24 protein-coding genes and 2 pseudogenes are annotated in these 26582 nt (G+C 68.4%); 11 read left to right on the top strand and 15 right to left on the bottom strand.

Translation table 11 applies throughout. The features are described 5' to 3' along the window. Positions 1-5 precede the first annotated feature (5 nt). From L6444_RS00310 to L6444_RS00285, 6 genes are all read left to right on the top strand, one after another. The gene (locus L6444_RS00310) at positions 6-806 is read left to right on the top strand and encodes an LLM class F420-dependent oxidoreductase (protein WP_236979395.1); all 801 of its coding nucleotides are present in this window, start codon (positions 6-8) and stop codon (positions 804-806) included. Between the two features lie 98 nt (positions 807-904). Next, complete coding sequence (locus L6444_RS00305) at positions 905-1630, top strand: GntR family transcriptional regulator (protein WP_236979393.1); 726 nt, start codon at positions 905-907, stop codon at positions 1628-1630. Positions 1631-1663: 33 nt separating this feature from the next. Next, positions 1664-3475 carry an ABC transporter substrate-binding protein/permease gene (locus L6444_RS00300; protein ID WP_236979392.1) on the top strand — a complete coding sequence of 604 codons (1812 nt, stop codon included), beginning with the start codon at positions 1664-1666 and terminating at the stop codon, positions 3473-3475. After that, positions 3472-4221 (top strand): amino acid ABC transporter ATP-binding protein, encoded by a 750-nt coding sequence (locus tag L6444_RS00295; RefSeq protein WP_236979390.1) that lies wholly within the window; start codon positions 3472-3474, stop codon positions 4219-4221. Before L6444_RS00300 ends, L6444_RS00295 begins: the two co-directional genes overlap by 4 nt. Before the next feature lie 67 nt (positions 4222-4288). Continuing rightward, positions 4289-4804, top strand: a complete 516-nt coding sequence (locus L6444_RS00290) for a MarR family winged helix-turn-helix transcriptional regulator (RefSeq protein WP_236979388.1) — start codon at positions 4289-4291, stop codon at positions 4802-4804. Between the two features lie 40 nt (positions 4805-4844). Continuing rightward, a complete protein-coding gene (locus L6444_RS00285) occupies positions 4845-5510 on the top strand; it encodes an SDR family oxidoreductase (protein ID WP_236979386.1) in 666 nt (221 codons plus the stop codon). A 296-nt stretch (positions 5511-5806) separates the two neighbouring features. On the opposite strand, the gene leuS is transcribed toward L6444_RS00285, so the two are convergent. Next, complete coding sequence (leuS, locus tag L6444_RS00280; RefSeq protein ID WP_370653133.1) at positions 5807-8686, bottom strand: leucine--tRNA ligase; 2880 nt, start codon at positions 8684-8686, stop codon at positions 5807-5809. Between the two features lie 187 nt (positions 8687-8873). Between leuS and L6444_RS00275 the strand changes: the two are divergent. Then, positions 8874-9782: pseudogene (locus tag L6444_RS00275) on the top strand (LpqN/LpqT family lipoprotein); the annotation flags it as partial. A gap of 243 nt (positions 9783-10025) precedes the next feature. Continuing rightward, positions 10026-10376: a hypothetical protein gene (locus L6444_RS00270; protein WP_236984539.1), complete on the top strand. Its 351-nt coding sequence runs from the start codon at positions 10026-10028 to the stop codon at positions 10374-10376. Positions 10377-10411: 35 nt separating this feature from the next. Here the strand turns inward: L6444_RS00270 and L6444_RS00265 are convergent, their stop codons facing one another. Further along, positions 10412-11020, bottom strand: a complete 609-nt coding sequence (locus tag L6444_RS00265) for a YqgE/AlgH family protein (protein ID WP_236984538.1) — start codon at positions 11018-11020, stop codon at positions 10412-10414. 100 nt (positions 11021-11120) lie between these two features. Between L6444_RS00265 and L6444_RS00260 the strand changes: the two genes are divergently transcribed. Together L6444_RS00260 and L6444_RS00255 are read left to right on the top strand one after the other, a co-directional pair. Continuing rightward, positions 11121-12446, top strand: coding sequence for an MFS transporter (locus L6444_RS00260; RefSeq protein ID WP_236984537.1), 1326 nt, complete (start codon positions 11121-11123; stop codon positions 12444-12446). 10 nt (positions 12447-12456) lie between these two features. After that, the gene (locus L6444_RS00255) at positions 12457-13233 is read left to right on the top strand and encodes a TIGR03084 family metal-binding protein (protein WP_236979376.1); all 777 of its coding nucleotides are present in this window, start codon (positions 12457-12459) and stop codon (positions 13231-13233) included. Between the two features lie 70 nt (positions 13234-13303). Here the strand turns inward: L6444_RS00255 and L6444_RS00250 are convergent, their stop codons facing one another. From L6444_RS00250 to L6444_RS00220, 7 genes and pseudogenes are all read right to left on the bottom strand, one after another. Next, positions 13304-13453, bottom strand: a complete 150-nt coding sequence (locus tag L6444_RS00250; RefSeq protein ID WP_236979374.1) for a hypothetical protein — start codon at positions 13451-13453, stop codon at positions 13304-13306. Positions 13454-13539: 86 nt separating this feature from the next. Beyond that, positions 13540-14493 carry a PPE domain-containing protein gene (locus L6444_RS00245; protein WP_236979372.1) on the bottom strand — a complete coding sequence of 318 codons (954 nt, stop codon included), beginning with the start codon at positions 14491-14493 and terminating at the stop codon, positions 13540-13542. Positions 14494-14501: 8 nt separating this feature from the next. Next, entirely contained in the window at positions 14502-14807 is a 306-nt protein-coding gene (locus tag L6444_RS00240) for a PE family protein (RefSeq protein ID WP_236979370.1), read from the bottom strand. 92 nt (positions 14808-14899) lie between these two features. Continuing rightward, positions 14900-18862, bottom strand: a complete 3963-nt coding sequence (gene eccCa, locus L6444_RS00235; RefSeq protein ID WP_459561266.1) for a type VII secretion protein EccCa — start codon at positions 18860-18862, stop codon at positions 14900-14902. A 127-nt stretch (positions 18863-18989) separates the two neighbouring features. Then, positions 18990-20480, bottom strand: a pseudogene (gene eccB / locus L6444_RS00230) (type VII secretion protein EccB); the annotation flags it as partial. A gap of 21 nt (positions 20481-20501) precedes the next feature. Continuing rightward, a complete protein-coding gene (locus L6444_RS00225) occupies positions 20502-20840 on the bottom strand; it encodes a DUF2710 family protein (protein WP_236984536.1) in 339 nt (112 codons plus the stop codon). A gap of 46 nt (positions 20841-20886) precedes the next feature. Further along, complete coding sequence (locus L6444_RS00220) at positions 20887-22071, bottom strand: DUF5631 domain-containing protein (protein ID WP_236979368.1); 1185 nt, start codon at positions 22069-22071, stop codon at positions 20887-20889. A gap of 91 nt (positions 22072-22162) precedes the next feature. Between L6444_RS00220 and L6444_RS00215 the strand changes: the two genes are divergently transcribed. Continuing rightward, positions 22163-22306, top strand: a complete 144-nt coding sequence (locus tag L6444_RS00215) for a hypothetical protein (RefSeq protein ID WP_236979360.1) — start codon at positions 22163-22165, stop codon at positions 22304-22306. On the opposite strand, the gene L6444_RS00210 is transcribed toward L6444_RS00215, so the two are convergent. The 6 genes from L6444_RS00210 to L6444_RS00185 are packed head-to-tail and all read right to left on the bottom strand — an operon-like array spanning position 22303 to position 26516. Beyond that, positions 22303-22614: a DUF2694 family protein gene (locus L6444_RS00210; protein WP_236979358.1), complete on the bottom strand. Its 312-nt coding sequence runs from the start codon at positions 22612-22614 to the stop codon at positions 22303-22305. The two genes, L6444_RS00215 and L6444_RS00210, sit on opposite strands and share 4 nt — an antisense overlap. Positions 22615-22624: 10 nt before the next feature. Next, complete coding sequence (locus tag L6444_RS00205) at positions 22625-22942, bottom strand: ESX-1 secretion-associated protein (protein ID WP_236979356.1); 318 nt, start codon at positions 22940-22942, stop codon at positions 22625-22627. Positions 22943-23002: 60 nt separating this feature from the next. After that, complete coding sequence (locus tag L6444_RS00200) at positions 23003-24490, bottom strand: DUF4226 domain-containing protein (RefSeq protein ID WP_236979354.1); 1488 nt, start codon at positions 24488-24490, stop codon at positions 23003-23005. Positions 24491-24528: 38 nt separating this feature from the next. Beyond that, on the bottom strand, positions 24529-24891 hold the full coding sequence (locus tag L6444_RS00195) for a DUF4226 domain-containing protein (RefSeq protein ID WP_236979352.1): 363 nt from the start codon (positions 24889-24891) through the stop codon (positions 24529-24531). A 48-nt stretch (positions 24892-24939) separates the two neighbouring features. Then, a complete protein-coding gene (locus L6444_RS00190; RefSeq protein WP_236979350.1) occupies positions 24940-25746 on the bottom strand; it encodes a C40 family peptidase in 807 nt (268 codons plus the stop codon). Then, the gene (locus tag L6444_RS00185; RefSeq protein WP_236979348.1) at positions 25743-26516 is read right to left on the bottom strand and encodes a helix-turn-helix domain-containing protein; all 774 of its coding nucleotides are present in this window, start codon (positions 26514-26516) and stop codon (positions 25743-25745) included. The genes L6444_RS00190 and L6444_RS00185 overlap by 4 nt, the downstream gene beginning before the upstream one ends. Between the last annotated feature and the right edge of the window lie 66 nt (positions 26517-26582).

Here is a 26582-nt window from a genome sequence, read left to right as displayed (position 1 = left end):
TCACTATGACCTCCCCCGTGCTCCCCGATTTTCCGATCCGCGTCGGCGTACAGCTGCAACCCCAGCACGCCCCGCAATACAGCCAGATCCGCGACGCCGTGCGGCGCTGCGAGGACATCGGCGTCGACGTCGCCTTCAACTGGGACCACTTCTTCCCGCTCTACGGCGACCCCGACGGCGCCCACTTCGAATGCTGGACCATGCTTGGCGCCTGGGCCGAGCAGACTTCGCGCATCCAGATCGGCGCCCTGGTGACCTGCAACTCCTACCGCAACCCCGAGCTGCTCGCCGACATGGCCCGCACCGTCGACCACATCTCCGATGGGCGACTCATCCTGGGCATCGGCTCGGGATGGAAGCAGAAGGACTACGACGAGTACGGCTACGAGTTCGGGACCGCCGGCAGCCGACTCGACGACCTGGCCGAGGCGATGCCGCGGATCAAGTCGCGGCTGGCCAAGCTGAACCCGGCGCCGACCCGCGACATCCCCGTGCTGATCGGCGGCGGCGGCGAACGCAAGACCCTGCGGCTGGTCGCCGAGCACGCCGACATTTGGCACAGCTTCGCCTCCGCCGACGAGTTCCCCGCCAAAGCCCAAGTGCTGAGCGGCCACTGCGAAGCCGTCGGGCGGGACCCCGCGACAATCGAACGTTCGGCGTCGGCCGGCCACGGAGCCGACCTGATCGCCAACGCCGAAGCCCTGACCGCCTTGGGCGTCACGTTGCTGACGGTGGGCTGCGATGGCCCCGACTATGACCTGACGGATGCCCAAACCCTCTGCCGATGGCGCGATAACGCACGCTAGATGCGTTTCCTCGGCAAAACATTGCATCCGACGCGCGAAGTCATGGTTAACTGTCGGCGCCAGTAGCCTTTCGGGGGGCGAAAGTGACGTCAGAACTGATGCCTAAGAAATATGGGATCAAGGAGAAGGACCAGGTTGTCACCCACGTCCTCAACCTGGTGCTGACCGGCAAATTGCGCGGCGGCGACCGCGTCGACCGCAACGAAATCGCGCACGGCCTGGGCGTCAGCCGGGTCCCCATCCAAGAGGCGCTGGTACAACTCGAACACGACGGCATCGTCTCCACCCGCTACCACCGGGGCGCGTTCGTCGAGCGGTTCGACGAGGCCACCGTCCTGGAACACCACGAACTCGACGGCCTGCTCAACGGCATCGCGTCCGCGCGGGCGGCAGCCAACCCGACCGCACGCATCCTGACCGAACTCGACATGCTGATGCGCTCGCTGCGCGCCGCCAGAGACCCGCGGAACTTCGCCGAGGTCGCCTGGGAGTACCGCAGAATGGTCAACGACGAGTACGCCGGGCCCCGCCTGCACGCCACCATCCGCGCCTCGCAGAACCTCATCCCCCGGGTCTTCTTCATGACCTACCAGGACACCCGCGAGGACATCCTGCCGTTCTACGAGGACGAGAACGCCGCGATCCAGCGCCGCGACCCGGAAGCGGCGCGGGCCGCATGCCTGGGCCGGTCGGCGCTGATGGCCGAGACGATGATCGCCGAACTGCGCCGGCGCGGCGTGTTCGGTCCACTGCGGGTCGTCATCGCCGACGAAACGATCGTGCCGGAAACCCTGGTCGCCGAACGGACTTCGCTGGTGCCCTGACCGGAGTTGCCGCCACTCGATACGGTGGCGGTGATGAGTTCTCGCGTCGATGCTCCCGCCTACCGCGGCGCGAAGCTGTTCGGGATAGTCGCGACCATCCTGATCGTGGCCGGCCTGGCCGGCGCCGCCCCCGCCGCCGCGGACCGTAATCAATGCGCCCCGCCCGGCGTGGAAAGCGCCACCGTCCTGCCCGACGACCTCGCATCCCGCGGCGGTGACGACGCCGACCCGGACACCCAGACCACCCCCGGCGTGGTGCCGCTGCGTGCGATCAACACCGCCGAACTCGGCCTCGGCACTCCCGGCACGCTGGTGGTGGGCACCCTCTCTGACGCGCCGCCCAGCACCTGCATCAACGCCACCGGCCGGTTCACCGGGTTCGACAACGAGTTGCTGCGCGCCATCGCCGCCAAGCTGGGTCTGCACGTGCAATTCGTCGGAACGGACTTCTCCGGGCTGCTCGCCCAGGTGGCCTCGCGCCGCTTCGATGTCGGCTCCTCGTCGGTCAAGGCCACCGACGCCCGTCGGCACACGGTCGCCTTCACCAACGGCTACGACTTCGGTTTCTATTCGTTGGTGGTGCCACCCGGTTCGCCCATCAAGGACTTCGGCGACCTGGCCGCGGGCCAGCGGATCGGCGTCGTCCAGGGCACCGTCGAGGAGTACTACGTCGTCGAAACCCTGCACCTGCAGCCGGTGAAATATCCCGACTTCGCCACCGTCTACGCCAGCTTGAAAACCCACCAGCTCGACGCCTGGGTGGCGCCGGCGAATCAGGCGTCCAGCGCCATCCACTCCACCGACCCGGCGGTGATCGTCGCGAACACCTTCGGCACCGACGATTTCGTGGCATATGCCGTCGCACGGGACAACCAGCCGCTGGTCGACGCACTGAACTCGGGCCTGGACGCCGTCATCGCCGACGGCACCTGGGCCGATCTGTACAGCAAGTGGGTGCCGCGCACGCTGCCGCCGGGGTGGAAACCGGGGTCGAAAGCCGCCGCGGCGCCAAAGCTGCCCGACTTCGCCGCAATCGCTGCCCAGCATCACCGCAAACCGGTGCACCCGGCCGCCCCCAAGTCCACACTGGCGCAGTTGGGCGAATCCTTCCTGGACTGGGACATCTACCGGCAAGTGATCCCGACCCTGGTGCGCACCGGGTTGCCCAACACGCTGATTCTGACCGGCAGCGCCGCCGTGATCGGACTGGTGATCGGCATGGTGCTGGCGATCGCGGGCATCTCGCGGCGCCGCTGGCTGCGCTGGCCGGCCCGGGTGTACACCGACATCTTCCGCGGCCTGCCCGAGGTGGTGATCATCCTGATCATCGGGCTCGGTGTGGGACCGGTGGTGGGCGGGTTGACCAACAACAATCCCTATCCGCTGGGAATCGCCGCGCTGGGGTTGATGACCGGGGCCTACGTCGGGGAGATCCTGCGGTCCGGGATCCAAAGCGTGGATCCCGGACAGCTCGAGGCCGCTCGTGCACTGGGTTTCAGTTACTCGGCCGCGATGCGGCTGGTGGTGGTGCCGCAAGGGATACGACGGGTGCTGCCGGCGTTGGTCAATCAGTTCATCGCGCTGTTGAAGGCCTCCGCCCTGGTGTACTTCCTGGGCCTGATCGCCAACCAGCGCGAGCTGTTCCAGGTGGGCCGCGACCTCAACGCACAGACCGGAAACCTGTCCCCGCTGGTGGCCGCGGGGATCTTCTACCTGATCCTGACCGTCCCGTTGACGCATCTGGTGAACTTCATCGACGCCCGGCTCAGGCGTGGCCGCGCCAAGCTTGAGCCGGAGGACCCCGCCGAAGTGGTCACCTCGACCATCGGGCCGGAGATGACGTGACCGTTCCCGACGGCAGTTCCGCACCGGTTTCGCTGGCGGCCAAGGACATTCACCAGACCCTGGCCGGCAACGCGGTGCTGCGCGGAGTCACCCTCGAGGTGCCGGCCGGGACCACGGCCGCGATCATCGGACCTTCCGGATCGGGCAAATCGACACTGCTGCGCACGTTGAACCGGCTGCACGAGCCCGACAGCGGCGACATCCTGCTGGACGGCAGATCGGTGCTCGGTGACGACCCCGACCAGCTACGCCAGCGCATCGGCATGGTGTTCCAGCACTTCAACCTCTTCCCGCACCGCACCGTGCTGGACAACGTCGCGCTGGCGCCGCGCAGGCTGCGCCGGTTGTCCGCCGAAGCGGCCCGGGAGCTGGCGCTGCACCACCTGGACCGGGTCGGCCTCAAAGCCAAGGCCGGGACCCGGCCCAGCGCGTTGTCCGGGGGTCAGCAGCAACGTGTGGCGATCGCCCGGGCGCTGGCCATGGCCCCGCAGGTGATGTTCTTCGACGAGGCGACCTCGGCTCTGGACCCTGAGCTGGTCAAAGGAATCCTGGCACTGATCGCCGAACTCGGCGCCGACGGCATGACGATGGTGGTGGTCACCCACGAAATGGGCTTCGCGCGTTCGGCATCGGATTCCGTGGTGTTCATGGATCACGGCAAAGTGGTGGAGTTCGGGCCACCCGGTCAGATCTTCGAAGCCGCCCAGACCGAACGGCTGCAGCGATTCCTCTCCCAGGTGCTGTGAAAGGGCTGGCTCGCCCGGATCACACAGTGTGATCAACCGCACGCGAGTCGGGTTAGACTCCCGATTTATGTCGGACAGCGAACCCAACCCCGCGGCGCTCACGGAGCTCGCGGAGGGGTTGCATCGCTCGCTGTCCAAGCTGTTCACCATCCTGCGCCGCGGCGACCCCGCCGGGGGCGCGGTGACCGGTGAACTGACGCTGGCGCAGCTGTCGATCCTGGTCACCCTGCTCGACCGCGGTCCGATCCGGATGACGGACCTGGCCGCCCACGAGCGGGTGCGCACCCCCACCACCACGGTGGCGATCCGCCGCCTGGAGAAGATCGGGCTGGTGAAGCGTTCGCGGGATCCCTCGGACCTGCGGGCGGTGCTGGTCGACATCACCCCGCAGGGACGGGCCGTGCACGCCGAGTCACTGGCGAATCGGCACGCCTCGCTGGCCGCAATGCTCAGCCAGCTCTCCGATGCGGACCTCGAAGTCCTGACGCAGGCGCTGGCACCGCTGGACCGGCTGGGCGCGGGCGAGTCCGCCGGTAGCGCGACCGCCAGTCCCCCCGCTAATGCCGCGGTGCCGCAGGCGTGAAAGCGTTTGCTTGGCAACAGAACCGGTAACGCCTGAAATCATGCCCACCGCTTTGATCACCGGCGCCGGCGGCGGTATCGGCTCGGCCATTGCCGCCGCGCTGGCGCCCACCCACACCCTGTTGTTGGCCGGTCGACCGTCCTCCCGGCTCGATGCGGTCGCCGAACGACTGGGCGCCACCACCTTTCCGTTGGACCTGGTCGACACCGACTCGATCGAAGCCAGTTGCGAGGTGATCGACGAACTCGACGTGCTGGTGCACAACGCCGGTGTCGCCATCCCGGGCCGGGTGGCCGAGTCCCACGTCGACGAGTGGCGTGCCACGTTCAGCGTGAATGTCTTTGGCGCGGTTGCGCTTACGTTGACATTATTGCCGGCGCTGCGCCAGGTTCGGGGCCACGTGGTGTTCATCAACTCCGGGTCCGGCCGCAACGTCTCCCCCGGCATGGCGTCCTACTCGGCGAGCAAATTCGCGCTGCGCGCCTTCGCCGACTCGCTGCGTGCCGACGAACCGGCCCTGTCGGTGACCTCGATCCACCCGGGGCGGGTGGACACCGAGATGCAGCGCGAACTGGTCGCGTACGAGGGCGGCGAGTACGACGCGGCGAAGTTCCTCCGCCCGGAAACGGTCGCGCAGGTGGTGGCCGATGTGGTGGCCACTCCCCCGGACGCTCAGGTGCACGAGGTGGTCATCCGGCCGCGCTGACAATGGCCGGTGAGCACTAAGTCTGGTGCGGTCCACTTTGGGTTGGGGTGTGCGGCTACGGATTTGGGCGTGAAGCTACGGCTTTGCGTGTGAGGCTACGGCTTTGGGCGTGAAGCTACGGCTTTGCTTGTGAGGCTACGGCTTTGCGTGTGAGGCTACGGCTTTGCGTGTGAGGCTATGGCGGGTTTTGGGCTCTTTTCCCGCCCTGGCTTCACTTCCAACGCCCCGCTTTCACTGCCAACGCCGTTGCCCGCACCGTCGACGCGGGAAAGCCCTGCGTCCCGCACCGACCGGGGTCAGACAACCAGGTTAACCATCCGGCCGGGCACCACGATCACCTTGCGCGGCGCGGCGCCGGCCAGGAAGGCGAGCACCTTCTCGTCGGCCAGCGCGGCAGCCTGCACGGCGTCGTTGTCCGCGTCGGCCGCCACCACCACCCGCCCGCGGACCTTGCCGTTCACCTGAACCGGGTACTCGACCGTGTCTTCGACCAGATAAGCCGGATCGGCCACCGGGAACGGCCCGTGCGCCAGCGACTTCGAGTGCCCCATCCGCGCCCACAACTCCTCGGCCAGGTGCGGGGCCAGCGGGGCCAGCATCAACACCAGGGGCTCCACCGCCGCCCGGGGAACGCCGTCGCGGTGCTGCTTGGTCAGGTGATTGGTGTACTCGATCAGCTTGGCGCCGGCGGTGTTATTGCGCAGTGCCGCATAGTCTTCGGAGACACCCGCAATCGTGCGGTGCAACGCGCGCAGTGTCTCGGGATCCGGCTCGCCGTCCACCACCCGCAACTCACCGGTGTCCTCGTCGATCACCAGCCGCCACACCCGCTGCAGGAACCGGTACGCGCCGACGACGTCCTTGGTGGCCCATGGCCGGGAGGCGTCCAGCGGGCCCATCGACATTTCGTAGACCCGCAGGGTGTCGGCGCCGTACGCGTCGCAGATCTCGTCGGGCGACACCGAATTCTTCAGGCTTTTACCTATCTTCCCGAATTCCTGAAAGACCTCAATTTCACCCTGGGGCCCGGGATAGAAGAATGCGCCGTCGCGTTCGACCACCTCGGCGGCCGGCACGTAGGACCCCCGCGCATCGGTGTAGGCGAAAGCCTGGATGTAGCCCTGGTTGACCAGCCGTCGGTAGGGCTCGCGTGAGCTGACGTGACCCAGATCGTAGAGAACCTTGTGCCAGAACCGGCAATACAACAGGTGCAGCACCGCGTGCTCGGCACCGCCGACGTAAAGGTCCACCCCGCCGGGATCGTCCGGGCCGTGCTCGGCCGGCCGCGGACCCATCCAGTAAGCCTCATTTTCCTTGGCGCAGAACCGTTCCGAATTTTGCGGGTCGGTGTAGCGCAGCTCGTACCAGGAGCTGCCCGCCCACTGCGGCATCACGTTGGTGTCGCGAGTGTAGGACTGCAGCCCGTCACCGAGATCCAGCTCGACGTGCACCCAGTCGGTCGCCTTGTTCAGCGGTGGCGAGGGCTCGCTGTCGGCATCGTCGGGGTCGAACAACACCGGCGAATAGTCCGGCACGTCCGGCAGTTCGACCGGCAGCGCAGCCTCGTCCAGAGGGTGCGGACGCCCGTCGCTGTCGTAGACGATCGGGAACGGCTCGCCCCAATACCGTTGGCGCGCGAAAAGCCAGTCCCGCAACTTGAATTCGACGCGGGCCCGGCCGCTGCCCTCGGCCTCCAACCGGACCGTGATGGCCTGCTTGGCGTCGGCCACGTTCATGCCGTCGAGGTAGCCGGAGTTGACCAGCACGCCGTCGCCGGAATGCGCCGACTGCGAAATATCGCCGCCGGCAATGACTTCGACGATCGGCAGACCAAATGCCGTGGCGAAGTCCCAGTCCCGCTGATCGTGACCCGGGACCGCCATGATTGCCCCGGTTCCGTAACCGACCAGCACGTAGTCGGCGATGAAGATCGGGACCGGCTTGCCGTTGGCCGGGTTCACGGCGTAGCTGCCCAGGAAGACGCCGGTCTTCTCCTTGTTCTCCTGTCGCTCCAAATCGGACTTGGCCGCGATGGCGCGCCGGTAGGCGGCGACGGCCTCTGCCGGCGTACCGGCGCCGTACGTCCAGGTCGGGTCCACCGAATCCGGCCACGACGCGGCCACCAACTCGTCGACCAGGTCATGTTCGGGGGCCAGCACCAGGTAGGTGGCCCCGAACAGAGTGTCGGGCCGGGTGGTGAAGACTTCGATCTCCCGCGCCGTCCCGTCGGCGGCAGTGGCCGAAAACAGTGCAGCCGCGCCGGTCGAACGGCCGATCCAGTTGCGCTGCATGGTCTTGACCTTCTCCGGCCAGTCCAGCACATCCAGGTCGTCCAACAGCCGGTCGGAATAGGCGGTGATTCGCATCATCCACTGCCGCAACCGCTTTCGGAACACCGGGAAGTTCCCGCGGTCGCTGCGGCCGTCGGCGGTCACCTCTTCGTTGGCCAGCACCGTGCCCAGACCGGGACACCAGTTGACCATCGAGTCGGCCCGGTAGACCAACCGGTGGGCGTCGACCACGTCGGCCCGCTCCCCCGCCGACAACTCCGACCAGTCGCGTCCGTCGTCCAGACCTCGTGTTCCGGAGTCGAATTCGGCTATCAACTCGGCGATCGGACGGGCCTTGTTGGCGGCCTTGTCGAACCAGGCGTTGTAGATCTGCAGGAAGATCCACTGCGTCCACTTGTAGAAGTCGACGTCGGTGGTGGAGAAGCTGCGCCGGCTGTCATGGCCCAGCCCCAACCGGCCCAACTGGCGCCTGAAATTGACGACGTTGGCCTCGGTGCGGGTGCGCGGGTGGGTGCCGGTCTGCACCGCGAACTGCTCGGCGGGTAACCCGAACGCGTCGAAACCCAACGCGTGCAACACGTTACGTCCAAGCATCCGGTAGTAGCGGGCGTAGACGTCGGTGGCGATGTAGCCCAGCGGGTGACCGACGTGCAGCCCCTCGCCCGACGGGTAGGGGAACATGTCCTGCACGAAGAGCTTGTCCTGCGGAACGGCCGAGCCGTCCGCTGGGGCGAGTGAGCCGACCGGGTTGGGCACGTTGAAGGTCCCGGACCTGGCCCAGTTCTCCTGCCAGGTGCGTTCCAGCCCGGCCGCGAGCTCGGCGGTGTAGCGGTACCGCGGCGCGTCGGTGTCTTTGGCGGGAGACGATTCGGTCACGCCCAACAGGGTATAAGGGCCGCCCGCGGCGACCTGCCCGGATCGGCCGGCCACGGGTTGGTCTCGGTTGCATTGCACACCGATCAGAGGTTCATCCGAGCTGTGTTTCAGGCGTGGTCGGGGTGTCTGAGCAGTGGTTACATACAGCCACTAGGGCGGGCGGTGTCGCCCGGGCTACTCCGGAGGGAAACCGAGGATGATTCAGATTGCGCGAAGCTGGCGAACATTCGCCGGTGGGGTGGCCGCCGGCGTCGTCGGAGTCGTGATGGTGGCCGGCGGGACGGCATCGGCCGAGCCGATGGCACCCCAGCCGGCGATTCCGAGCCCGATGCAGCAAACGGCCCCGCCCGGACAGAATGCGGCGGTGTTCCCCGGCGGCGTCAGCAGCAACAGACTCGCCCCGGCGCCCGCTGCAGTTCCGGCGCCGGTCGCCTCCCCGATCCCGGCAGCGGCGCCGGTGGCGCCGGTGGGCGTCCCCGCCGTCACCGGCACGCTGCGCGAGTACCTGGAAGGCAAGGGTGTCAAGCTCGAGGCGCAGCGCCCGCTGGGCTTCAAGGCGCTCGACATCACGGTGCCGATGCCGCCGCGCTGGACCCAGGTGCCCGACCCGAATGTCCCCGATGCGTTCGTGGTGATCGCCGACCGAGTCGGCGGCAACAGCGTCTACACGTCGAATGCGCAGGTAGTGGTATATAAGCTGGTCGGCGACTTCGACCCGGCGGAGGCGATCACGCACGGCTTCGTCGACAGTCAGCGGCTACTGGCCTGGCAGACCACCAACGCGTCGCAGTCCCCGATGGGGACCTTCCCGTCGTCGGTCATCGAGGGCACCTACCGCGAGAACGACATGACGCTGAACACCTCACGCCGCCACGTCATCGCCACCTCCGGATCCGATAAGTACCTGGTTTCGTTCGCGGTGACCACCGCCGCGTCGCAGGCCGTCGCCGACGGGCCCGCCACCGACGCGATCATCAGTGGGTTCCGGGTGAGCGCTCCCGGTGCTGCGCAGGCTCCGGCTCCTCAGGCCCCACCGGCCGCTCAGGCCCCGGCGCGGGGACCCGCGGCAGCGCCCCAGGCCCCTGCCGCCGCATCACCAGCGCCTGCGGCCGTGCCGCAGGCGCCCGCCGTCACCGCGCCGCAAGCGCCGGCCCAGCCGCCGGCACCGGCTCCCGTCCAGGCGTTGCAACCGGCACCCCGGGCCCTGGCGGGCCAGGGGCGTGCGGCGGCGCCGAATACCAGCCCCGCCCAGCCTGCCGCCGTTGGTGCCAGTGGCTCCGTCGCGCTGATCCACAGCCGGTGGAGCCCGGCGCGCGCGCGATCGATGCCGGGCTCGTATTGTGAGCGCATGCTTATCGCGGGCGTGCTGTGCGTGTGTGCGGCGATAGCCGTCGCCGCGTTCGGGATCCGGTCTCTGGCTCATGCTCCCGCCGCCGACCCCACCCGCCTGGCGTTGCGGGCCATGGCGCCGACTCAGCTGGCGGCTGCGGTGATGCTGGCCGCCGGGGGAGTGGTGGCGCTGGCGGCGTCCCCGCACACCGCACTGGTGGTGGTGATCGTCTGCATCGCGGGCGCAGTGGGCACCTTGGCCACCGGGTCGCTGCAGAGCGCGCGGTTCGCGCTACGCCGTGAGGCCGCCAACGTCGGCGCCGAGGCTTGCGGAGGCAGCTGCGCCGGCTGCACGCTGTCGTGTCACTAGGCTGACTTCGCCTTTGCCGACGACGGCGACGGCGACTAGTTGCGGCTGAGGTCGATCGGATGCGTCGCCAACAGCGACAGCGGCAGCGGCTGGCGGCGCAACACCTGTCCCCACAGGTCGGAGCGCGGCGGCGTCAGGACATCAGAGGGCAACGCCGACAACACAATCCAGTCGTCGCGCTCGATCTCGCCTTCGAGCTGGCCGATGGTCCAGCCGGAGTAGCCGGCGAAGATCCGCACCCCTTCGACCACCGGCGCGATCAGGTCGGGGTCGGCGTCCAGGTCGACCATCACCATCCGACCGGCCACATGCCGCAGGCCCGGCACCCCGTCGGGCTCGGCGCCGACCCGCAGCACGGCCAGGCACAACGCGGCGTCACGTTTGACCGGTCCGCCGATGAACATCGTCTTGGGCTTGGCCGCGAGCTTGGCCCACTGCGGCAGCACGTTGTAGACCGCGGTCTCGCTGGACCGGTTGAGCACCACGCCCAGCGTGCCGCCCTCGTTGTGCTCCACGATGTAGATCACGCTGCGCCGGAACGTCGGCTCCAGCAGGTCGGTATTGGCCAGCAGTAGGGTGCCCGCCCGCACCCGATGGGCGGCCGGAGCGGCATAGTCCTCAGGATCTTCGTGCTGCGCCACCAGAACATCATCGCACCCGCCGCCAGATCCCCCATGCAAACAACCGCCGTCGGCGAAGATTTGTACTGTATTGAGACGGCGCAGACCCCCTCCAGCCTTGCCTGTGCCGATGGTGGAAGTGGGTTCAGTGATTCGCACCCGGATGCAGGCAAGTGCACCCGTCGAACTGTGGCGGTCGGTGCACGCGCTGCCCGATTTCTGGCGACTGCTGCAACTGCGCATGGCCAGCCAGTTCGGCGACGGACTCTTCCAGGCCGGCCTGGCGGGCGCGTTGCTGTTCAACCCCGACCGAGCCGCCGACCCGATGGCGATCGCGCGCGCGTTCGCGGTGCTGTTCCTGCCCTACTCCCTGCTGGGTCCGTTTGCCGGTGCGCTGATGGACCGGTGGGATCGGCGGCTGGTGCTGGTCGGCGCGAATGTCGCGCGGCTGTGCTTCATCGTCGCGATCGGCACCATCCTGGCGGTCGGTGCCGGAGACATCGTCCTGTTGTGCGTTGCCCTGTTGGCCAACGGTTTAGCGCGGTTTGTGGCAGCCTGCATGTCGGCGTCGCTGCCGCATGTGGTGCCGCGCGACAGTGTGGTCACGATGAACTCGGTGGCGACCGCATCGGGCGCCTTCGCTGCATTTTTGGGTGCCAATTTCATGTTGCTGCCCCGCTGGCTCGGCGGCGGCGGTGATCAGGGCGCCGCGGTCGTCATTTTCACCGCGCTGATTCCGGTGTCGTTGGCGTTGCTGCTGTCGCTGCGGTTTGCCCCGCAAGTACTGGGCCCCGACCACACCAAGCGCGCGATCCACGGCTCGGCCGTCTACGCCGTGGTCACCGGCTGGTTGCACGGCGTGCGGACGGTCGCGCAGCGCCCCACGGTGGCCGCCGCGCTGTCCGGCCTGGCCTCGCACCGCATGGTCGTCGGCATCAACTCGCTGGTGATCCTGCTGTTGGTCCACCACATGAAGGACGCCGACGTCGAGGGCTTGGGCACCGCGCTGCTGTTCTTCGCTGCCACCGGACTGGGAGCCTTCCTGTCCAATGTGCTGACACCGGTCCTGGTCCGGCGATGGGGGCGCTACACCACCGCCAATGGCGCGTTGGTGGCCGCCGCGGTCATCCAGACAGGCGGGGCGACGCTGCTGCTGCCGGTCATGGTGGCCTGCGGATTTCTATTAGGGGCGGCGGGGCAGGTGGTCAAGTTGTGCGCGGACTCGGCGATGCAGATCGACGTCGACGACGCGCTGCGCGGGCACGTGTTCGCGGTGCAGGACGCCTTGTTCTGGGTGTCGTTCATCGCCGCCGTCACGGTGGCCGCGGCGTTCATCCCCGCCGACGGGCGCGCCCCGATGTTCGTGTTGTTCGGCTCGGTGATTTATCTGATCGGTTTGCTGGTGCACAGCGTCGTCGGCCGGCGACGCCGGCGCGCGGCAGTGGTTTGAGGAGGTTCTGATGGCAGGTCCCGGACCGTTCGTCGCCGACTTGCGCGCCGAGAGCGACGAGCTCGACGCCCTGGTGGCACCGCTGGCGGCGCAGCGCTGGGCCGAGCCGACGCCCGCGCCGGGCTGGACCATCGCACACCAGATCGGCCACCTGCTGTGGACCGACCGGGTTTCGCTGCTCTCGATCACCGACGAAAGCGGCTTCGCCGAGGTGCTGGCCGGGGCCGCCGCCGATCCGCTCGGTTTCGTGGACGCGGGCGCCGAGGAGCTCGCGGCTGTGCCGCCGCCGGAGTTGCTCGCCGACTGGCGCGACACCCGCGGCCGATTACACGCCGAGCTGCTGCAGGTTCCCGACGGGCGCAAGCTGCCCTGGTTCGGGCCGCCGATGAGCGCGACCTCGATGGCCACCGCGCGGCTGATGGAGACCTGGGCGCACGGTCTCGACGTCGCGGATGCGCTGGGGGTCACCCGGAAACCCACCGACCGGTTGCGGTCGATCGCCCACATCGGGGTGCGGGCCCGCGACTACGCCTACGCCGTCAACGACCTGACGCCGCCGAGCGAGCCGTTCTACGTCGAGCTGCGGGGGCCGGGCGGCGACACCTGGACCTGGGGGCCAGAGGACGCCGCGCAGCGCGTGACCGGTTCGGCGGAGGACTTCTGCTTCCTGGTCACCCAGCGGCGGCCGCTGAGCGCTTTGGACGTGACCGCGGTGGGGGAGGACGCGCAACGCTGGCTGGGAATCGCGCAGGCGTTCGCGGGTCCACCCGGGGTTGGGCGCTCTTAAGTAACCCGCGAGGGCCACTGGCTGAGATTGCGGCGTTCGACGTCGCAGCCCGGTTACCCAGCGGACCCAGTCAGCGCGGCTCGGCCGGATTCCCTGCGACGACGACGCGGGCGCGCGCCACGTCCTTCTCGGCCTCTCCGCCGGTTGCTCCGCGGGCCAGCATTCCCGCCGGCGTCATCGGCATCGGAGCTCCGCCGGTCGAGGTCGTCGGCCCGCGCACTTCGGCGGCGTTGAGCAGGCCGGCGCGCAGACTGGCCGGCCGACCACCTTCGGTTTCGAAGCTGCTCGTGGGCCTCGTGTAACTGGTCAGCCCGGCACCCGGAAACCCGCCGGCGCCACCGCCCAGCGACGCCCCGCCGCCCCGACGCCACCAGCGACTCCTCCCGCGGCCACTACGGGCTCGGCGGCGGCCACGGCTGCGTTCGGCGCGCCGGTGGACGGGAACATGCCGCCCAGAGACTGCATCAGGCTCTGCGGCATGCTCGACAAACCTTGCATCGCCTGCATCGGCGCCTGCGCCATCTCCTTAAGCGGCCCGGTGACACCGGACACCATCTGCATCGGCTCCTGCATGAGCGAGCTGAGCTGGCCGGTCGCCTCGGCGGGGGAGGAGGCGCTCTGTCCGGCGGTCTGCGCGACCTGCGTCGACGCTTGGACCGCGTCGCGCATGCCGGTTTGAGCAGCGGCCTGCGCGACCGCCTCGGCCGCCGCGGCGGGCGCGGCCGGGGAGGCGCCCATCGGCGCGACCGGCGGCGGCACGGTCAGCAGCGCGATCAGAGCGGTCAGCGCTCCGCTGTAGGTCCAGCCGGCCCGCGAGTTGTGCGGCCAGTGTTCACCGAAGTACTCCAGATCGCGCTCGACGATCCCCGGGGTGTTCTGGCCGAAGAAGTTGGTGGCGTTCAGCACGCTCCACTCGTCGCGGTTGGTCTGGCAGACCACCGACGGGATCACCGTGGAGCGCGCGATCATGAAGGCGTCGACGGCGGCCTGGGTGACGTTGATCTTTTCGGCGGTCCAGCCCACCAGCGTCTGCAGTCCGGCGTTGAGGCCGGTCGCCGCGACCGTCGACGCCAACGAACTCACGCCCTGCCATTGCCCCGCGGTGATCAGCGTGTTGATCTGCGAGAGTCCGGCCGACAGCTCGTTGTTCGCTGTCTCGGTCACCCAGACCACATTGTTGGCAACGACGGACGCGGGCGATCCCGCCTCGAAGATCGCCGCGACGACTTCGGGTGGGCCAGTCCACCTGGGGTCGGCCATTCGCTCGCCTAGAGTCCGACGGCGCCCGCGTTGCAGCCCTCCGCGGCGACGGCAGTGGCCGACGCCAGACCCTGCGCCCCGGAGAACCCGGCCCGCTGCCCGACGTGCTCGGCGGCCGTCGCCAGGTAGGCGGCGCCGGCGGCGTTCAACGCGGTCGCGAACTCGATCGAATCGGCGTCCATCGCCATCGGCAGCACCCCGGTCAGCGCGGCCGCGCCGGCCGCCGTCGTAGCCGCCATCTCCTCGCTGATGCCCGCTTCCGCTGCCGCCGACAAGTCGACAGCCCCCGGAACCATGTCGAACAACCCACCCATGCGTACCTCCCAAATCGGTCGCGCACCAGGCCCGAACTGTGGGCCGGCGCGGAGTTGCGCTGAGTCTAAGGTGACCTGCGCCACCTGTCGATTCACGTCTGGGGGTCGGCGACCAGCACACCTTCCATCACGCCGTCGCTGGTGACCAGCAGGCCGCGCCCGGGCGGCAGCTGCTGGGCACTTGTCCTGCCGAACACCTTCACCGCTGCGGGATCGTTATCCATGAACAGCACGGGTGCCCGCGAGCCCGTCATCTTCTGCAGGAACGGGCTGGTAACCGAGACACCTGCCCAGTTCCCGGGCAGCCGCGACGCTATGACATGCAGGCCGATCTCCCGGCCGCGTTCGATCAGCGCCCACAGCGGCGCAGTGGCGGCGGCCTTGCCGACCACACCGTGCGGCCGCAGCTCCTGTTCGTCGTCGATCAGGACGAAGTGGTGCGGACCGTCCCAGCTGCGGCGGCGCAGCAGCTCCTCCTGGCTGAGCCCGGACGGGGGCAGCCGGTCGCGCAGCGCCTGCGTCAACTCGGCGAGCACGGTGTCGATGTCGTCGGCGGTGTAGGCGTAGGCCCGCACGTGCTCGCCCTGGATCTTGCCGATCAGTGACGTCTTGGGATCGATGATCGTGATCTGCGCCTCTTCGGGCGTGCAACGAGCCACGATCATCTGCCCGAAAGTCGCCAATGTAGTTGTCTTTCCGCATGATTGGCGTCCAACCACCAGCATGTGCGGCAGCACGCGGGTGGGCAACGCGGCGGGCTGCAGGGCGGTCTCCCCGATCGCGAAGGGGATGTTGAGCGGATCGGCGTGGCCCGGGGTGCCCGCGAAGGCCGCAGCCACCTCGGCCAGCGGGATCCGTGCCGGCAGCCGGGCCAGGCTCTCCACCCGGCCGGCGCCGGTCAGTTGCGCGATGAGCGCGCCGATGTCACGCGTTGCCACCCGCCGGCCGTCGGCCCCGATCACCTCCGGCACCCCGACCAGCAGTTCGTGCCCGTCCCTGGTCAAACCGAAGCCGGGTCGGTCCAACGTGTTGCGCGCGGCCTTCTTCCGCTCGAACCCCTCACCCATCTGGGTTTCGTCCGGGTTGCTCAGCCGCAGCTGGATCCGTGCGTTGGAGACGTTGACCAGCTGCTGCTTCTGGCCCACCAGCCACGCGGTCGCGGTGGTCATCACGTGTACCCCGTAGGACAAGCCCTGGCGCGCGATCGCGATGGCCCGCTCGCCCATCGCGGCGTCCTTGTCGTAGAGATCGCTGAAGTTGTCGATGACCAGGAACACATCCCCGAACTTGTCGTCCGGATCGGTACCACCCGCGGGGTCGCTGCCGAACCGCCGCTCCCGGAATTCGGAGATGTCAATCTGGTACCTCTTGAACGATGCCTCGCGGGCCATCACCAACCCCTCGATGGAGGCGATGGTGCGCGAAACCCCTTCTCGATCAGTCGGACTGACGACCGAGGCCACATGCGGCAGATCTTCGACCGGGAACAGCGACGCACCGATGCAGAAGAACGTCACCCGTTCCGGACGGTACATCAGTGCCGCTGACGCCATCAGCGTCATCAACGTCGTGGACTTGCCGCGCTGGGCCGTCGCCACCACCATCACGTTGTCCATCTCGGCGTTGATCGCGTGCACCCGTTGATCGTGCTCCTCGGGAATGTCCACGATGCCTATCGGGAACACCAGACCGGGGTTCTGACCGTAACCGTCATCCCACCGCCGGCCACGCCACCGCGCCACCAGCGCATCCACCGTCTCGCTGACTTCCAATGGAGGCAGCCAGATTTGGTGTGGTGGCCGCGCGGGCAACGAGACCAGCGACTCCCGGATCACGTCGACCAGCTTTTTCTTACGGAACCCGTCGGAGTGGAACAAGAACTCGTCGGGTTCCTCCGGCTGGTCGGCCACCGCCAGGGCGGCGCTGTCGGACTCGCTCAACGGCTGAAACGCCGAGGTGTATGCGCGCGGTTGGGAAAAGCTCATGGCCACCGTCGTATCCACGTTGACCGACCGCTTCGGCACCACGAACGGGGCCGACACATAAAAGCAGCGGAACTGCTCGAGATCGCGCGGCCCTACTTTCAGCAGACCGTAGCCGTTCTCCTGGGACGGCAGGTGCAGAGCCGCATCGCTGCCGATCACATCGCGGGAGTCCTCAGCCGTCTCGGCGCGCAGTGCCACCCGAAAAGCGATGTTGCTCTTCACTTTACTCAACGACGACAGATCCAGCCGCTGCCCGCCGAGGGTGAAGAAAACGTTACAGCCGCGGCCTTCCTGCCCGATGTGGATCACCAGGTCGATCCACTCCGGGTGGTGGATGAACAGTTCGAGGTACTCGTCGATGATCACCAGCAGGATCGGGACGGGTTCCAGGTCACGCCCGGCCAGCCGCATCTCCTCGTACTCGTTGGCGTCGCGTGCACCGGCATTCTTGAAAAGCCGGTAACGACGGGCGATCTCGCCGTTGATCGCCTTGCGCATTCGTTCGGCCAGGTGCCGGTCATCCTTGCCTAGATTCGACAGTGACCCGGCTACGTGCGGAAACCCTTGCAGGTCTTGGGCGGCCGATTCGAACTTCATGTCCACGAAGATGACGATGAACGTGTCCGGTGCGTGCGTCAGCGCGATCCCGCTGCACAGCGACAAGAAGTATTCGGACTTGCCGGACCCGGACGTGCCGATCACCACCGAGTGAAAACCGTAGCCGCCGAAGTCTTTCGCTCGCAGGATCACATGTTGCAGTTCACCGCTCTGCTTGACGCCGACGGGCACCATCGCCCAGTTCGGGTCGCCCCGTCCCCGGCTTTCGGCCCACAGTTTGTCGACGTCGAGTTCGCGTGGGTCGTTGATGCCCAGTGCGCGCAACAATTCCCCACCCTGGCTATCCGTCTCGGACAGCTCGCCCGGGCTCATCGGCGACCATCGGGCCAGCGCCCGCGCATAGCGGTTCGCGGTGGTGTCGGCGAGCATATCGGCCACCGCATAGAAGGTGTCTCGATGTACGAGCCTGCCTTCGCGCAACGAAAACCGTTGCGCCGGATCGGTGAATCCGACACCCACACCGACTCGAGTGGCCAGCCGCAGCACGGTGATGCCGGCCATGCCCTTCTGACCGGTGACCCCCTCCCACTGCTCGGGGGTACCCACGTTGTCGTCCACGATGACCCAGTGCGGACCCAGCGCTGCGCCGGAAGCCGACTCGATCGGTGACGGCATGGACGTCGGGCTGCTTCCCACCGGCGGCATCCAGGGTCCACGGCCCTTGCGGTGCAGCTCGGCGTCGAGCGCCTCTTCGAGTTCGGTGGGGGATGCGAACACCAGGCGGCGCAGACCGCACGCATCGAACATCTCGTCATGTTGGTTGTGCGGCAACCACACCAGCCATTGCCACAGTTCGGGATGACGGGTGACCACCATCAGCTTGACATCGTGCGGGCTGTGGTAGACGGCCAGCGAGCACAATACCGCCCGCACCAGACCATGCAGTTCGGCCGGATCGTCGGCGATGAAGCTGAACCCCGGCTTGGACCGTAGGTTCAGTACCTTGCCGATACCGCGGATCTTGCTCTGTTCCAGGATGAAATCCCTTAGTGCTCCGCCGGTTACCGGCTCGAGCTCCTCACCGACCGGCACGTCGGGCCACTGCAACGAAACCGCGGATTCGCTGGCCTGCTGCACCCCGATACCGAGCCGCACGTCGAGGAAGTCCGAATCGCTGGGGCGCCGTTCCCACATCCGCGGGCCGCCGATCACGGTGTCGAGGTGCTGCGGATCGGCGTGCACGAATAGCTGACTGCGACGTTGTTCGCCCGCCGCGCGTTGCACTTCCTCGCGGTCCTCATCGAGCTGACGCAGGTAGCTGCGGCGCAGCTTTTCCTGTTCGCCCCAACTGATTCGGCGGCCGCGACCGAACCGGCCGCCGAACATCAGCGCACCGAAGCCGACCAGGCCGATCATCGGGAAGAACCCCGACTGCAGCGACCGCACCCCGGACGCGTACATCACCACCAGGGTGCCGACGATCCCGATCAGCAGGGCGGGCAGCGCGATCATCAGCAGGATGTTGCGCGGCTCGCGTTCGGGCAGTGCCAGCGGCGCGGCAACCGCGACCCGTACCGGCGGGACATTCGGTTGGTGGGGTGCGCTTTCCGCGCACGAAGCCTCGTTTCGACATGACTAACCCCCCGGTCTCCCCGGAATCGGGAATTGCGGCGACCGCACCACCGCCCGCTACGGCGTCGCGCGCAACCAGCGCCGCGTCCCGACTGATCGCCGGCCCGGGCGCAAAGGTCCGCAGCAGTGGCCACGGCGCCTGCAGCGCCAGCCGCGGATCCAGACCCAGTGCCTGCAAGGTCCGCGGATCGGATTCGATGCCGAACCGAACACCTTGGGGTGAAAGCCAGTACAGGCTCTCCCGGCTGCCGGCCGTGGCCACCCCGCTCGTCGTGGCGACGAAGTTCGCCGCACCCGGCATCGTCAACGTCTGGTTCGCCTCCGCCGATTCGGGACTGCGGTCGTCGCGGACCAGGCGCACCAGGCGGGAGTCCATGCCGATCGGAACCGGCAATCCCCTGCCGGTGTAGACGGTGATCCGGGCCTGCGGGTCGGTGGACTGCTTCTCCCATCCGACGCAGGTCGTCGGATTCGCCGTCTTGTCAACGAAGTTCAGTTTGCCGGGCGGGTAGTAGTCGACGTTGAGGACGTCGACCACCGGGATGTGGACCAGCTTGTCCGGGGCGACCAGGGTGGGTGTGGCCGAACCGTGCGAATCCCCGGTGCGCAACAGGTCGGCCACGAAGGCACTGATCTTCTGCACCCCGCCCGGCAGCAGCACGTAGAAGCCGTTGACCGCCCCACCGGCGTCACGGGATTCCAGCACGGTGCCCACCTTGTTGCCGTCCAGCCAGCGCGAAGGCGATCCGGACTCTGGAATCTCGGGCAGCACAATGGGTTCGGTCGACGGCAGGGCATCGAAGAGCGCGTTGGACATCTCGACCGGATACGTCACCCCGGCGTCCAGACCAAGGTTGAACGTCACCGACCGGTCGGTCGGGTCGATGCGGGACCGCTGCCCTCCCCAGATCACGTAGGTGGCGCCCTTATGGGTCGCCAGGACGGCCTGCATCGGCCCCATCGCGGCGGCCCTGCCCTGCGGTGCGAGCGGGCCCGCGATGGCGGTCACCACCGGAGACATTGCGCTGCTGCGCCCGCCGGGCACCGTGTCGCAGACCGCCCACGCCGACACCGTGCCGGCGGTCACCGGCAGGCTGTCCGGCACGCCTGGGATGCCGACCATGGGACCGGTCGGGTACTTGGCGATCTCCGCGGCGGTCACCCAGGTGGGCGACGCGGCGTTGCCGACGGCCAGACGAGCCGAAGTCAGGTTCAGGGCGGGGTAGAGGCGGCCGTTGATACGGGCGTAAACCGCTCCGGTGTCACGGTTTCCGACCACCGCGGACTGCGCGACCAAGCCGGCCGGTTTCATGATGTGCAGCAGCGCCATCCAGCCCACCCCGAGCAGCACGAGCACCATCGACAACGCAACTGCGGCTTGCTGTTTGCGGTCGTCGTGCTTCATGCGCACCGAGAACCGGGTGATCGCGGCACGTAATCGTCTGTTGTAGAACAGATGCCCCGAATTCTGGTCCCGGTTGGACAGGTTGAGTGGCACTGGTCTTTCTCCTTCGGGGCTTCACTGCAGCCGGCCGCCGTACCGTGCCTGGTTGTCGGCTTCGGCCTCTTCGCGCAACGCTGCGATCGCGAGGTTGAGTCGGTCGGCCAGCTCGCTGTGGGCGTAGCCGTCCATCACGTCCGGATGCAACGTCAACTCGAGCAATCGACCGTCGGCATTCGCGACAGCGAAGACGTCCCCCAAGTCCACGCTGTACGTGACGGTCTCGGCCTGCGCGACAAGTGCCTCCCACCTGTCGGCCGCTTCGCTCAGTTCACGAAGAACCGATTCGACGAGGGCCTGGTCGTCTGCGGCACTGCGGTTGCTGAGCTCGCCGCGACGACCCGACCCCGACACCAGGCCAGTATGTCGATGGCCCCGACCAGCGTCAATTCAACGATTGGGCCTATTCACCGGTCTTCGGCCCGGTCAATTTCCGGAACCAGGCGAAGTGATAGTTCGCCGAAATGGCGTCCCCGGCGACGCTTCGTTCGGTGGCGGCCAACAACATGCAGTTGAGCAGCTGGGCCGGATCGGGCTCGGGATACTGGCCCAGCAGCTGGTAGCGGACGGTGTCCAGGTGCACGCGCAGCAAATCGACTTCTTGATCGACCAGATCGGCACCGGCGGCGGCTGCCTTGGCCAGCGTATTCACCAGCCGTGGCAGGCCGTCCCGCCAGTGCGTGGCGGCGCCGAGCTCCCAGCCCAGGTCATCGACCGGCGGCAACTGGAATGGCTGCAGCGACGGCGGGGTGGCGGGCACGTCGGAGGACAATGTGGACGCATCGCCCGGTGCGTAGGCCAGCGCCCGCGTCGTGGCGCCCAGCAATTCCACAGCGCGTCCGCGGCGACGGTCCGGGTCGAGCAGTCGTACTCCTTCGGGGACGGCGATCCCCGGCGGGATCCAGCCGTGCGCGAGGTCGGTGACCAGGACTGTCGTCCCGTCCGCACGCTCGCCGACCGCCCAGCCCAGCCGGGGCTCCTGACGGGCTACGAAGGCCAGCACACCCCGCAGCGTGTGCTCGGTCGGCTGCTTCGCGTCAGCGGACGCGGGGGCCCGGGGCGGCGCCTCAGGGTGCGCCGGCGCCGCGGCTGCGGGCCGGTCCTGCATGGGTGGCGGAACCCGGCTGCTGTCGGTGTCGACGGCCGGCTCGTCGCGGACCGCCGGGATGACCCCGGTCTTGTCGATATCGGTGTCGCCGGCCGCTAGGGAAAACGAGCCGTCGGTGGTCGCGCGCCCCGTCGCGTCGCGTAGCTGACGCAAGGTCGACTCGACTCGTCGCTGCGCCAGGGCACGGGCTTCGTCGATCACTCGGGCTTCCGCCTCGCGGCGCTCCACGAAGGTCATTCCCACCCGCCCGATGGATCTGAGGTCGGCGTTTGCGTTGTCAGCTATCCGTTGTAGGTCCGCCTTGAGATACGTTGCGAGCGGCGCGGTTTCGCGCGTAGCGTGCGACAACTCCGGCGGCCACAACTCGCCGATGACCCAGGGGGTGCAGTCCGGCGGGCCGCTGAACGTGGGCACCGTGAGCGATTCCGCGGTTGCCCGGCGCAGGCGCTGGCGCGCCGTCACCCGACCGAAGATCCCCACCGGCTAAGCGTAGCGGTAGCTGCAGAGTCTTCGTTGCCGCGGATGCACACGGTGAATTGTGCCGGCGGGGTGGTCGAAGTACCGTATCTTCATGGCCGATTCTGGGTTGCAGCAGCAACTCGACGAGGTGCGCGCGCTGCTCGGCCGGGCACGAGAGTTGTTCGGCGACAACCCGATTGAGCCCCCGCTCGATATCGCGCCGGATCCCGAGAGCGCACGAACCTGGTTGCTCTAGCTCGTCGTCGATCGGCGGTGCAGCTGGTGCGCCAGCAGCTTCTCGATTGCGGCGTCGAGTTCGGCGGCGGAGGGAACTTCCGCCGACGGCGTGTGCCCGGCCGCGATGATCTCGTCGCGCACTTCCAGCAACGCCTTCAGGCATGACACGTCGGCGGTCAGCAGGATTCCTTCGGCCAGCGTCTCGGCGTCGGTCTCCATGGCCGCCTCGCTCAACGCGACGCTGTGCAGGTATCCGCCGCGGCAGGACCGAACCAGGATGTGCCCGCTGGGGTGCACTGTGTCGAAAGCGGGATTGGCGTCGGTCATGCAGGACCCGTCATCGGTCACCGTCGACGATGCCGCCGAGCATGCCCGCCGCGTCTTGTTCGTGCCGCTCCCACGTCGCGGCCGAGATCTCGAGGTGCTGGGCGATGTCGGCGTGGTCGTCGGCCTGCTGTTCGTAGCAGCGGCGTCGCTGCTCGAGCAGTTCGCGTCCCGCCTCCCGGAGCTCGGAGAAGATCGGGCCGAGCGAGTCCAGGCTCTGTTGGATGGCGGCGTGTGAGGACGGGATGGTCCGCAGATGATCGGAGGTCTGTTGGTGACGGGCCGCGGCTTCCCGCAAGTGCGCGGGCACCACATGAATCCGTTCGGCCATCGGCTCCTCCTCTGCTGGTCGCCGGCCCGGCGGGCGGCGGGCTTTCCTCTTCGTTGGTGGCTAGCCGGTCAGCATCGCCGACGGCCGGGTGGGCGTCGGGACATCGCCGGCGGGCGGCGGGGCACCTGCTGCGTGCGCCTCCGGCGCCGGCGGATGCTCCCAGCCTAGGAAGCTGGGTCCGGTCACGGTGGAAACCTGCTGAATCTGGCCGTCCAGCAGCGCCTTGCTGCGGCCCAGGGCAAGGGCGTGCCGGTCGGTGAAGATGCCGATGTCACCCGGTGTGAGCTGGGCCGGGTCGACGGGGTGGGCGACCGCAGTACCCGGCTGCGGGATGCTGATTCCCTGCTGCTGAAAGGCGTCGGGGATCGGCGTTCCCCCCGCGGCGGCCTTGATGGCCGCGGCGAGCTGCGGGCTGGCGGCGGTCACCGTCTCACCGTTGGGCAGCGTCACCGTCGTCGGGCCAGCCGGCGGCGTTTCGGGCTGTTCGGCCTCAGGCTGGTGCTGGGGATCGTCTTGGTGATCCGCCTCGTGGTCGGCATCGTGGTCGGTGTCGTCTTTCTTCGAGCCCGCGTCGGTCGGTTTGCGCTCATGCCGGTCGGATTCCTCGTCGAAAAGCCCGTCGCCGAGCGCACCGCCATCGCGTCCGGTCCCTGCTCCCGACAGTCCGGGCAGGGACAAGCCGCTGGGCGAGCCCGAGCTGGGCAGGCCCGCTCCGGCGCCGGGCGCCGCCGCACTGGACGGAGGGGAGCCGGCGCCGGAACTTGCCGCCGGCATCGCGGCAGGTTCCTGCATCGGCGCTCCCGCCAGGCCCGGGTCGTCCAGCAGCAGCGAGTCCAGCAGCGGGTCTGATCCGGAGCCGGAGGGGGCCGGCGCCGGCTGTTGGCCTCCGCCGCTGGCGCCACCGCTACCCGCGGGCGCGGGCGCCGCGGCCACCCGGTCGCGCGGGGGTTCGTCCTTCGATGCGTTGTATAGCGACGTCCAAGCTGCCATCAGGGCTGATTTCGAGGTGTCGTCGAGGCCCGCGGTCGCGACCACGGCGCGGATGTCCCTGAGTTTGCCGATCAGGAACCGCTGGAAATCGCGCGCGCCGGCCGGGGTGTCCAGGTCCGAGCGGGTGGCTACGGCGGTCTCGATCTCCCGCTGCAGCGATGCCAGCGTGTCGTTGCCTTCGGCGTTCGTCAGGTGCGCGTTGAGAATGGCCGTGACGACTTGCAGGTCCAGTTGGGACGTCATCGAATTCTGGTGCGCCAGCGCGGCTTCCGCCTCGGCGATGGCTTTGGCGGCGTCGCCGTCCGCGTGGTCCGGCGGGGCCGGGGACCGTGGCGGTGCGGGCACCCGGTCCGGTAGCGGCGCGCCTGCCGGGTCGAACACGTCCGGATGCTGCCGGCGGATCCGGTCCAGAAGTGCGTCGCGTACCTGCCCGGGCGTCGCGGGGCTGAGGAAGTCGATCACCTCCTGCGCGGTGAGCCCGGCCTGCCACGCCTTGGGGTCGCCGGTGCGGGCCGCGATGAGCTGCATCGCAGCGAAGACGTCCTGGTCGGTCGCCATGCCGCCGAACAGTACCTAGGCGCACCCAGCCGGGCAATTCACCCGGTTCGAACCGAGTACTGATCCTGCAAGCTTTGCAGCACAACGCTATTCGCGCGGCTGACCGCACGTGCCCCGGCCACCACTGCGGCGATCTCACGTTGCTTTGCGACCAGGAACCGCTGGAATTCGCGCGCACCCATCGGTGTGTCGAGCGCCGATTCGTCCTGCTGTGAAACCGCGTGCTCGATTTCGGCGGCGATTGTCTCGAGCCGACGGACGCTGTCGCGCATCGTCTCGTGGGCGCCGGCCAGGACCTCAGCCAACTTCCGGTCGGCGTCGGCGATCACGCTGTGCTTTCGGGCCAGCACCGCCTGGCGCTGCTGGATGGCCGCTACCGAAGACCCGGCTTGGTCCGACATGGCTTCAACCTTCTCATCCTGCCCAGCCGACTGGGCGCCGGCGGCGTCTCACAGTGGCCGCCGAATCTGCACGTTGCCGCCCAGCGGGCTGATCCGCACCGAGGCACCTGAATAAGGCGCCTCGACCACCAGGTTGTTGCCGATCGCCAACTGCACGTGACCGGCATGCGGAAACACCAGGTCGCCGGGACGCACCTGCGACCGCGGCACCGGGACGCCATCGTTGATCTGCTGGTATGTAGTGCGGTCGAGGTGCACGCCGGCCTGCGCGTAAGCCCACTGGACCAGCCCGGAGCAGTCGAACTGATCCGGCCCGGTGGCACCCCAGACATACGGGCGGCCCAGCCGGGACAGGGCGGCACGCACCGCGAGCCCGGCGCGCCCACTCGGCAAGGGCAGTCGACGACCGCCGCCGTGGTGCGTCATCCGATAGCGCAGCGCGCGCAGGGCGGCGGCGTGTCGCCGCGACCGGCTCCGCGCGGCGGCGACGTGCGCGCGTTGCGCGCGCAACCGCGCCACCCGGCGACGCATCGCTTCACGTTGGGCCAGCGGCGTCAGAGGTGTCGTCGCGGCATCGGCCCGAGCTTCACCGAGCACGGCGCCGGTGAGTTCGCGCGCGGCGGCCCGATCTCGATGGGCACCGGCGAGCACCGCGGTCGCCGCCGCATCCGTTTGCGCCGACGACGTCAGGGCGGCCTGGGCGCGAGTCGCCGCACGTTCATAATGATGTTGTGCCACAGCGGGATTCGACGCGTCGTGGAACTGCGCGGTATTCGCATCCAGGCCGGCTGCCGGGCCGGAGCCGCCGAACAGTTCGTGGGCGCGGGTCAGTGCCTGCAGTTCGAGGTAACTCACCGGTCGTCCTCTGCGTCACCCACGGGCTCGCCTTCCATCGCCTCGGTGAAGGCGCGCACCCGCGGCATCGCTCCCGGCGGGATGACACCCCGGTTGCGGATGTCCCACACCTCGTCACCACCGACACCGAGCAGGGCCGCGATAACAGCGTCCGGCAGCGAAGACCGCGCACAGGCCCGGTCGAAGCGCGCACTCAGACTCCCCGGCATGCGCTCCAGCAGCGCGCTGCGCGTCGCTTCAAGCGCTTGCAGGTGCTCCATCAGGCGACCGGCCGAGTCGGCGCCGGCGTTCACCGCGACCCGCCACGAGCTGGCGGCCAGCATCTCCGCCTTCACACATTGAGCGATCACAGACAGAATATACGTCTCATATTCGTTTGATGTCTTCGCCGGCAGACGATCGATGACGGACCTGAGCGTCTCCAGCTGCGCTTCGGCGTATCCCTCCAGCACATCGGTGTCGTCGTGGCGGTCCACGACGACCGGTCCGGCCCGCCGCGCGACACCGGTTTCGGGCGGCTGCGCTGCGAGCAGGCGCGCCAGCTCCGCGTCGGGATCGGCGGCGACCAACAGGCGCGAGTAGGTGCCCGGAGGCAGGCCCAAGCCGTTTTCGACTTTTTGAACTGTGCTTTTGTGGGGCTTGCGGGCGCCCCGCTCGAGGTAGCTGAGCCCCATGATGCTCACCCCGGTGGCTGCCGCGAGGTCCGCGAGCGACCAGTCCCGCGACTCGCGCAACGCGCGCATGGCCGCGCCGGCCGACTCACGGCTCACGGCTGGCTCCGGCCATACGGCGGATATTACACAGCCCGCCCGACCACTCTTGTTATATACGTTTTT

Source organism: Mycobacterium kiyosense, assembly GCA_021654635.1.
GTDB classification, from domain to species: domain Bacteria; phylum Actinomycetota; class Actinomycetes; order Mycobacteriales; family Mycobacteriaceae; genus Mycobacterium; species Mycobacterium kiyosense.
This window is presented reverse-complemented; position numbering and strand designations above follow the sequence as displayed.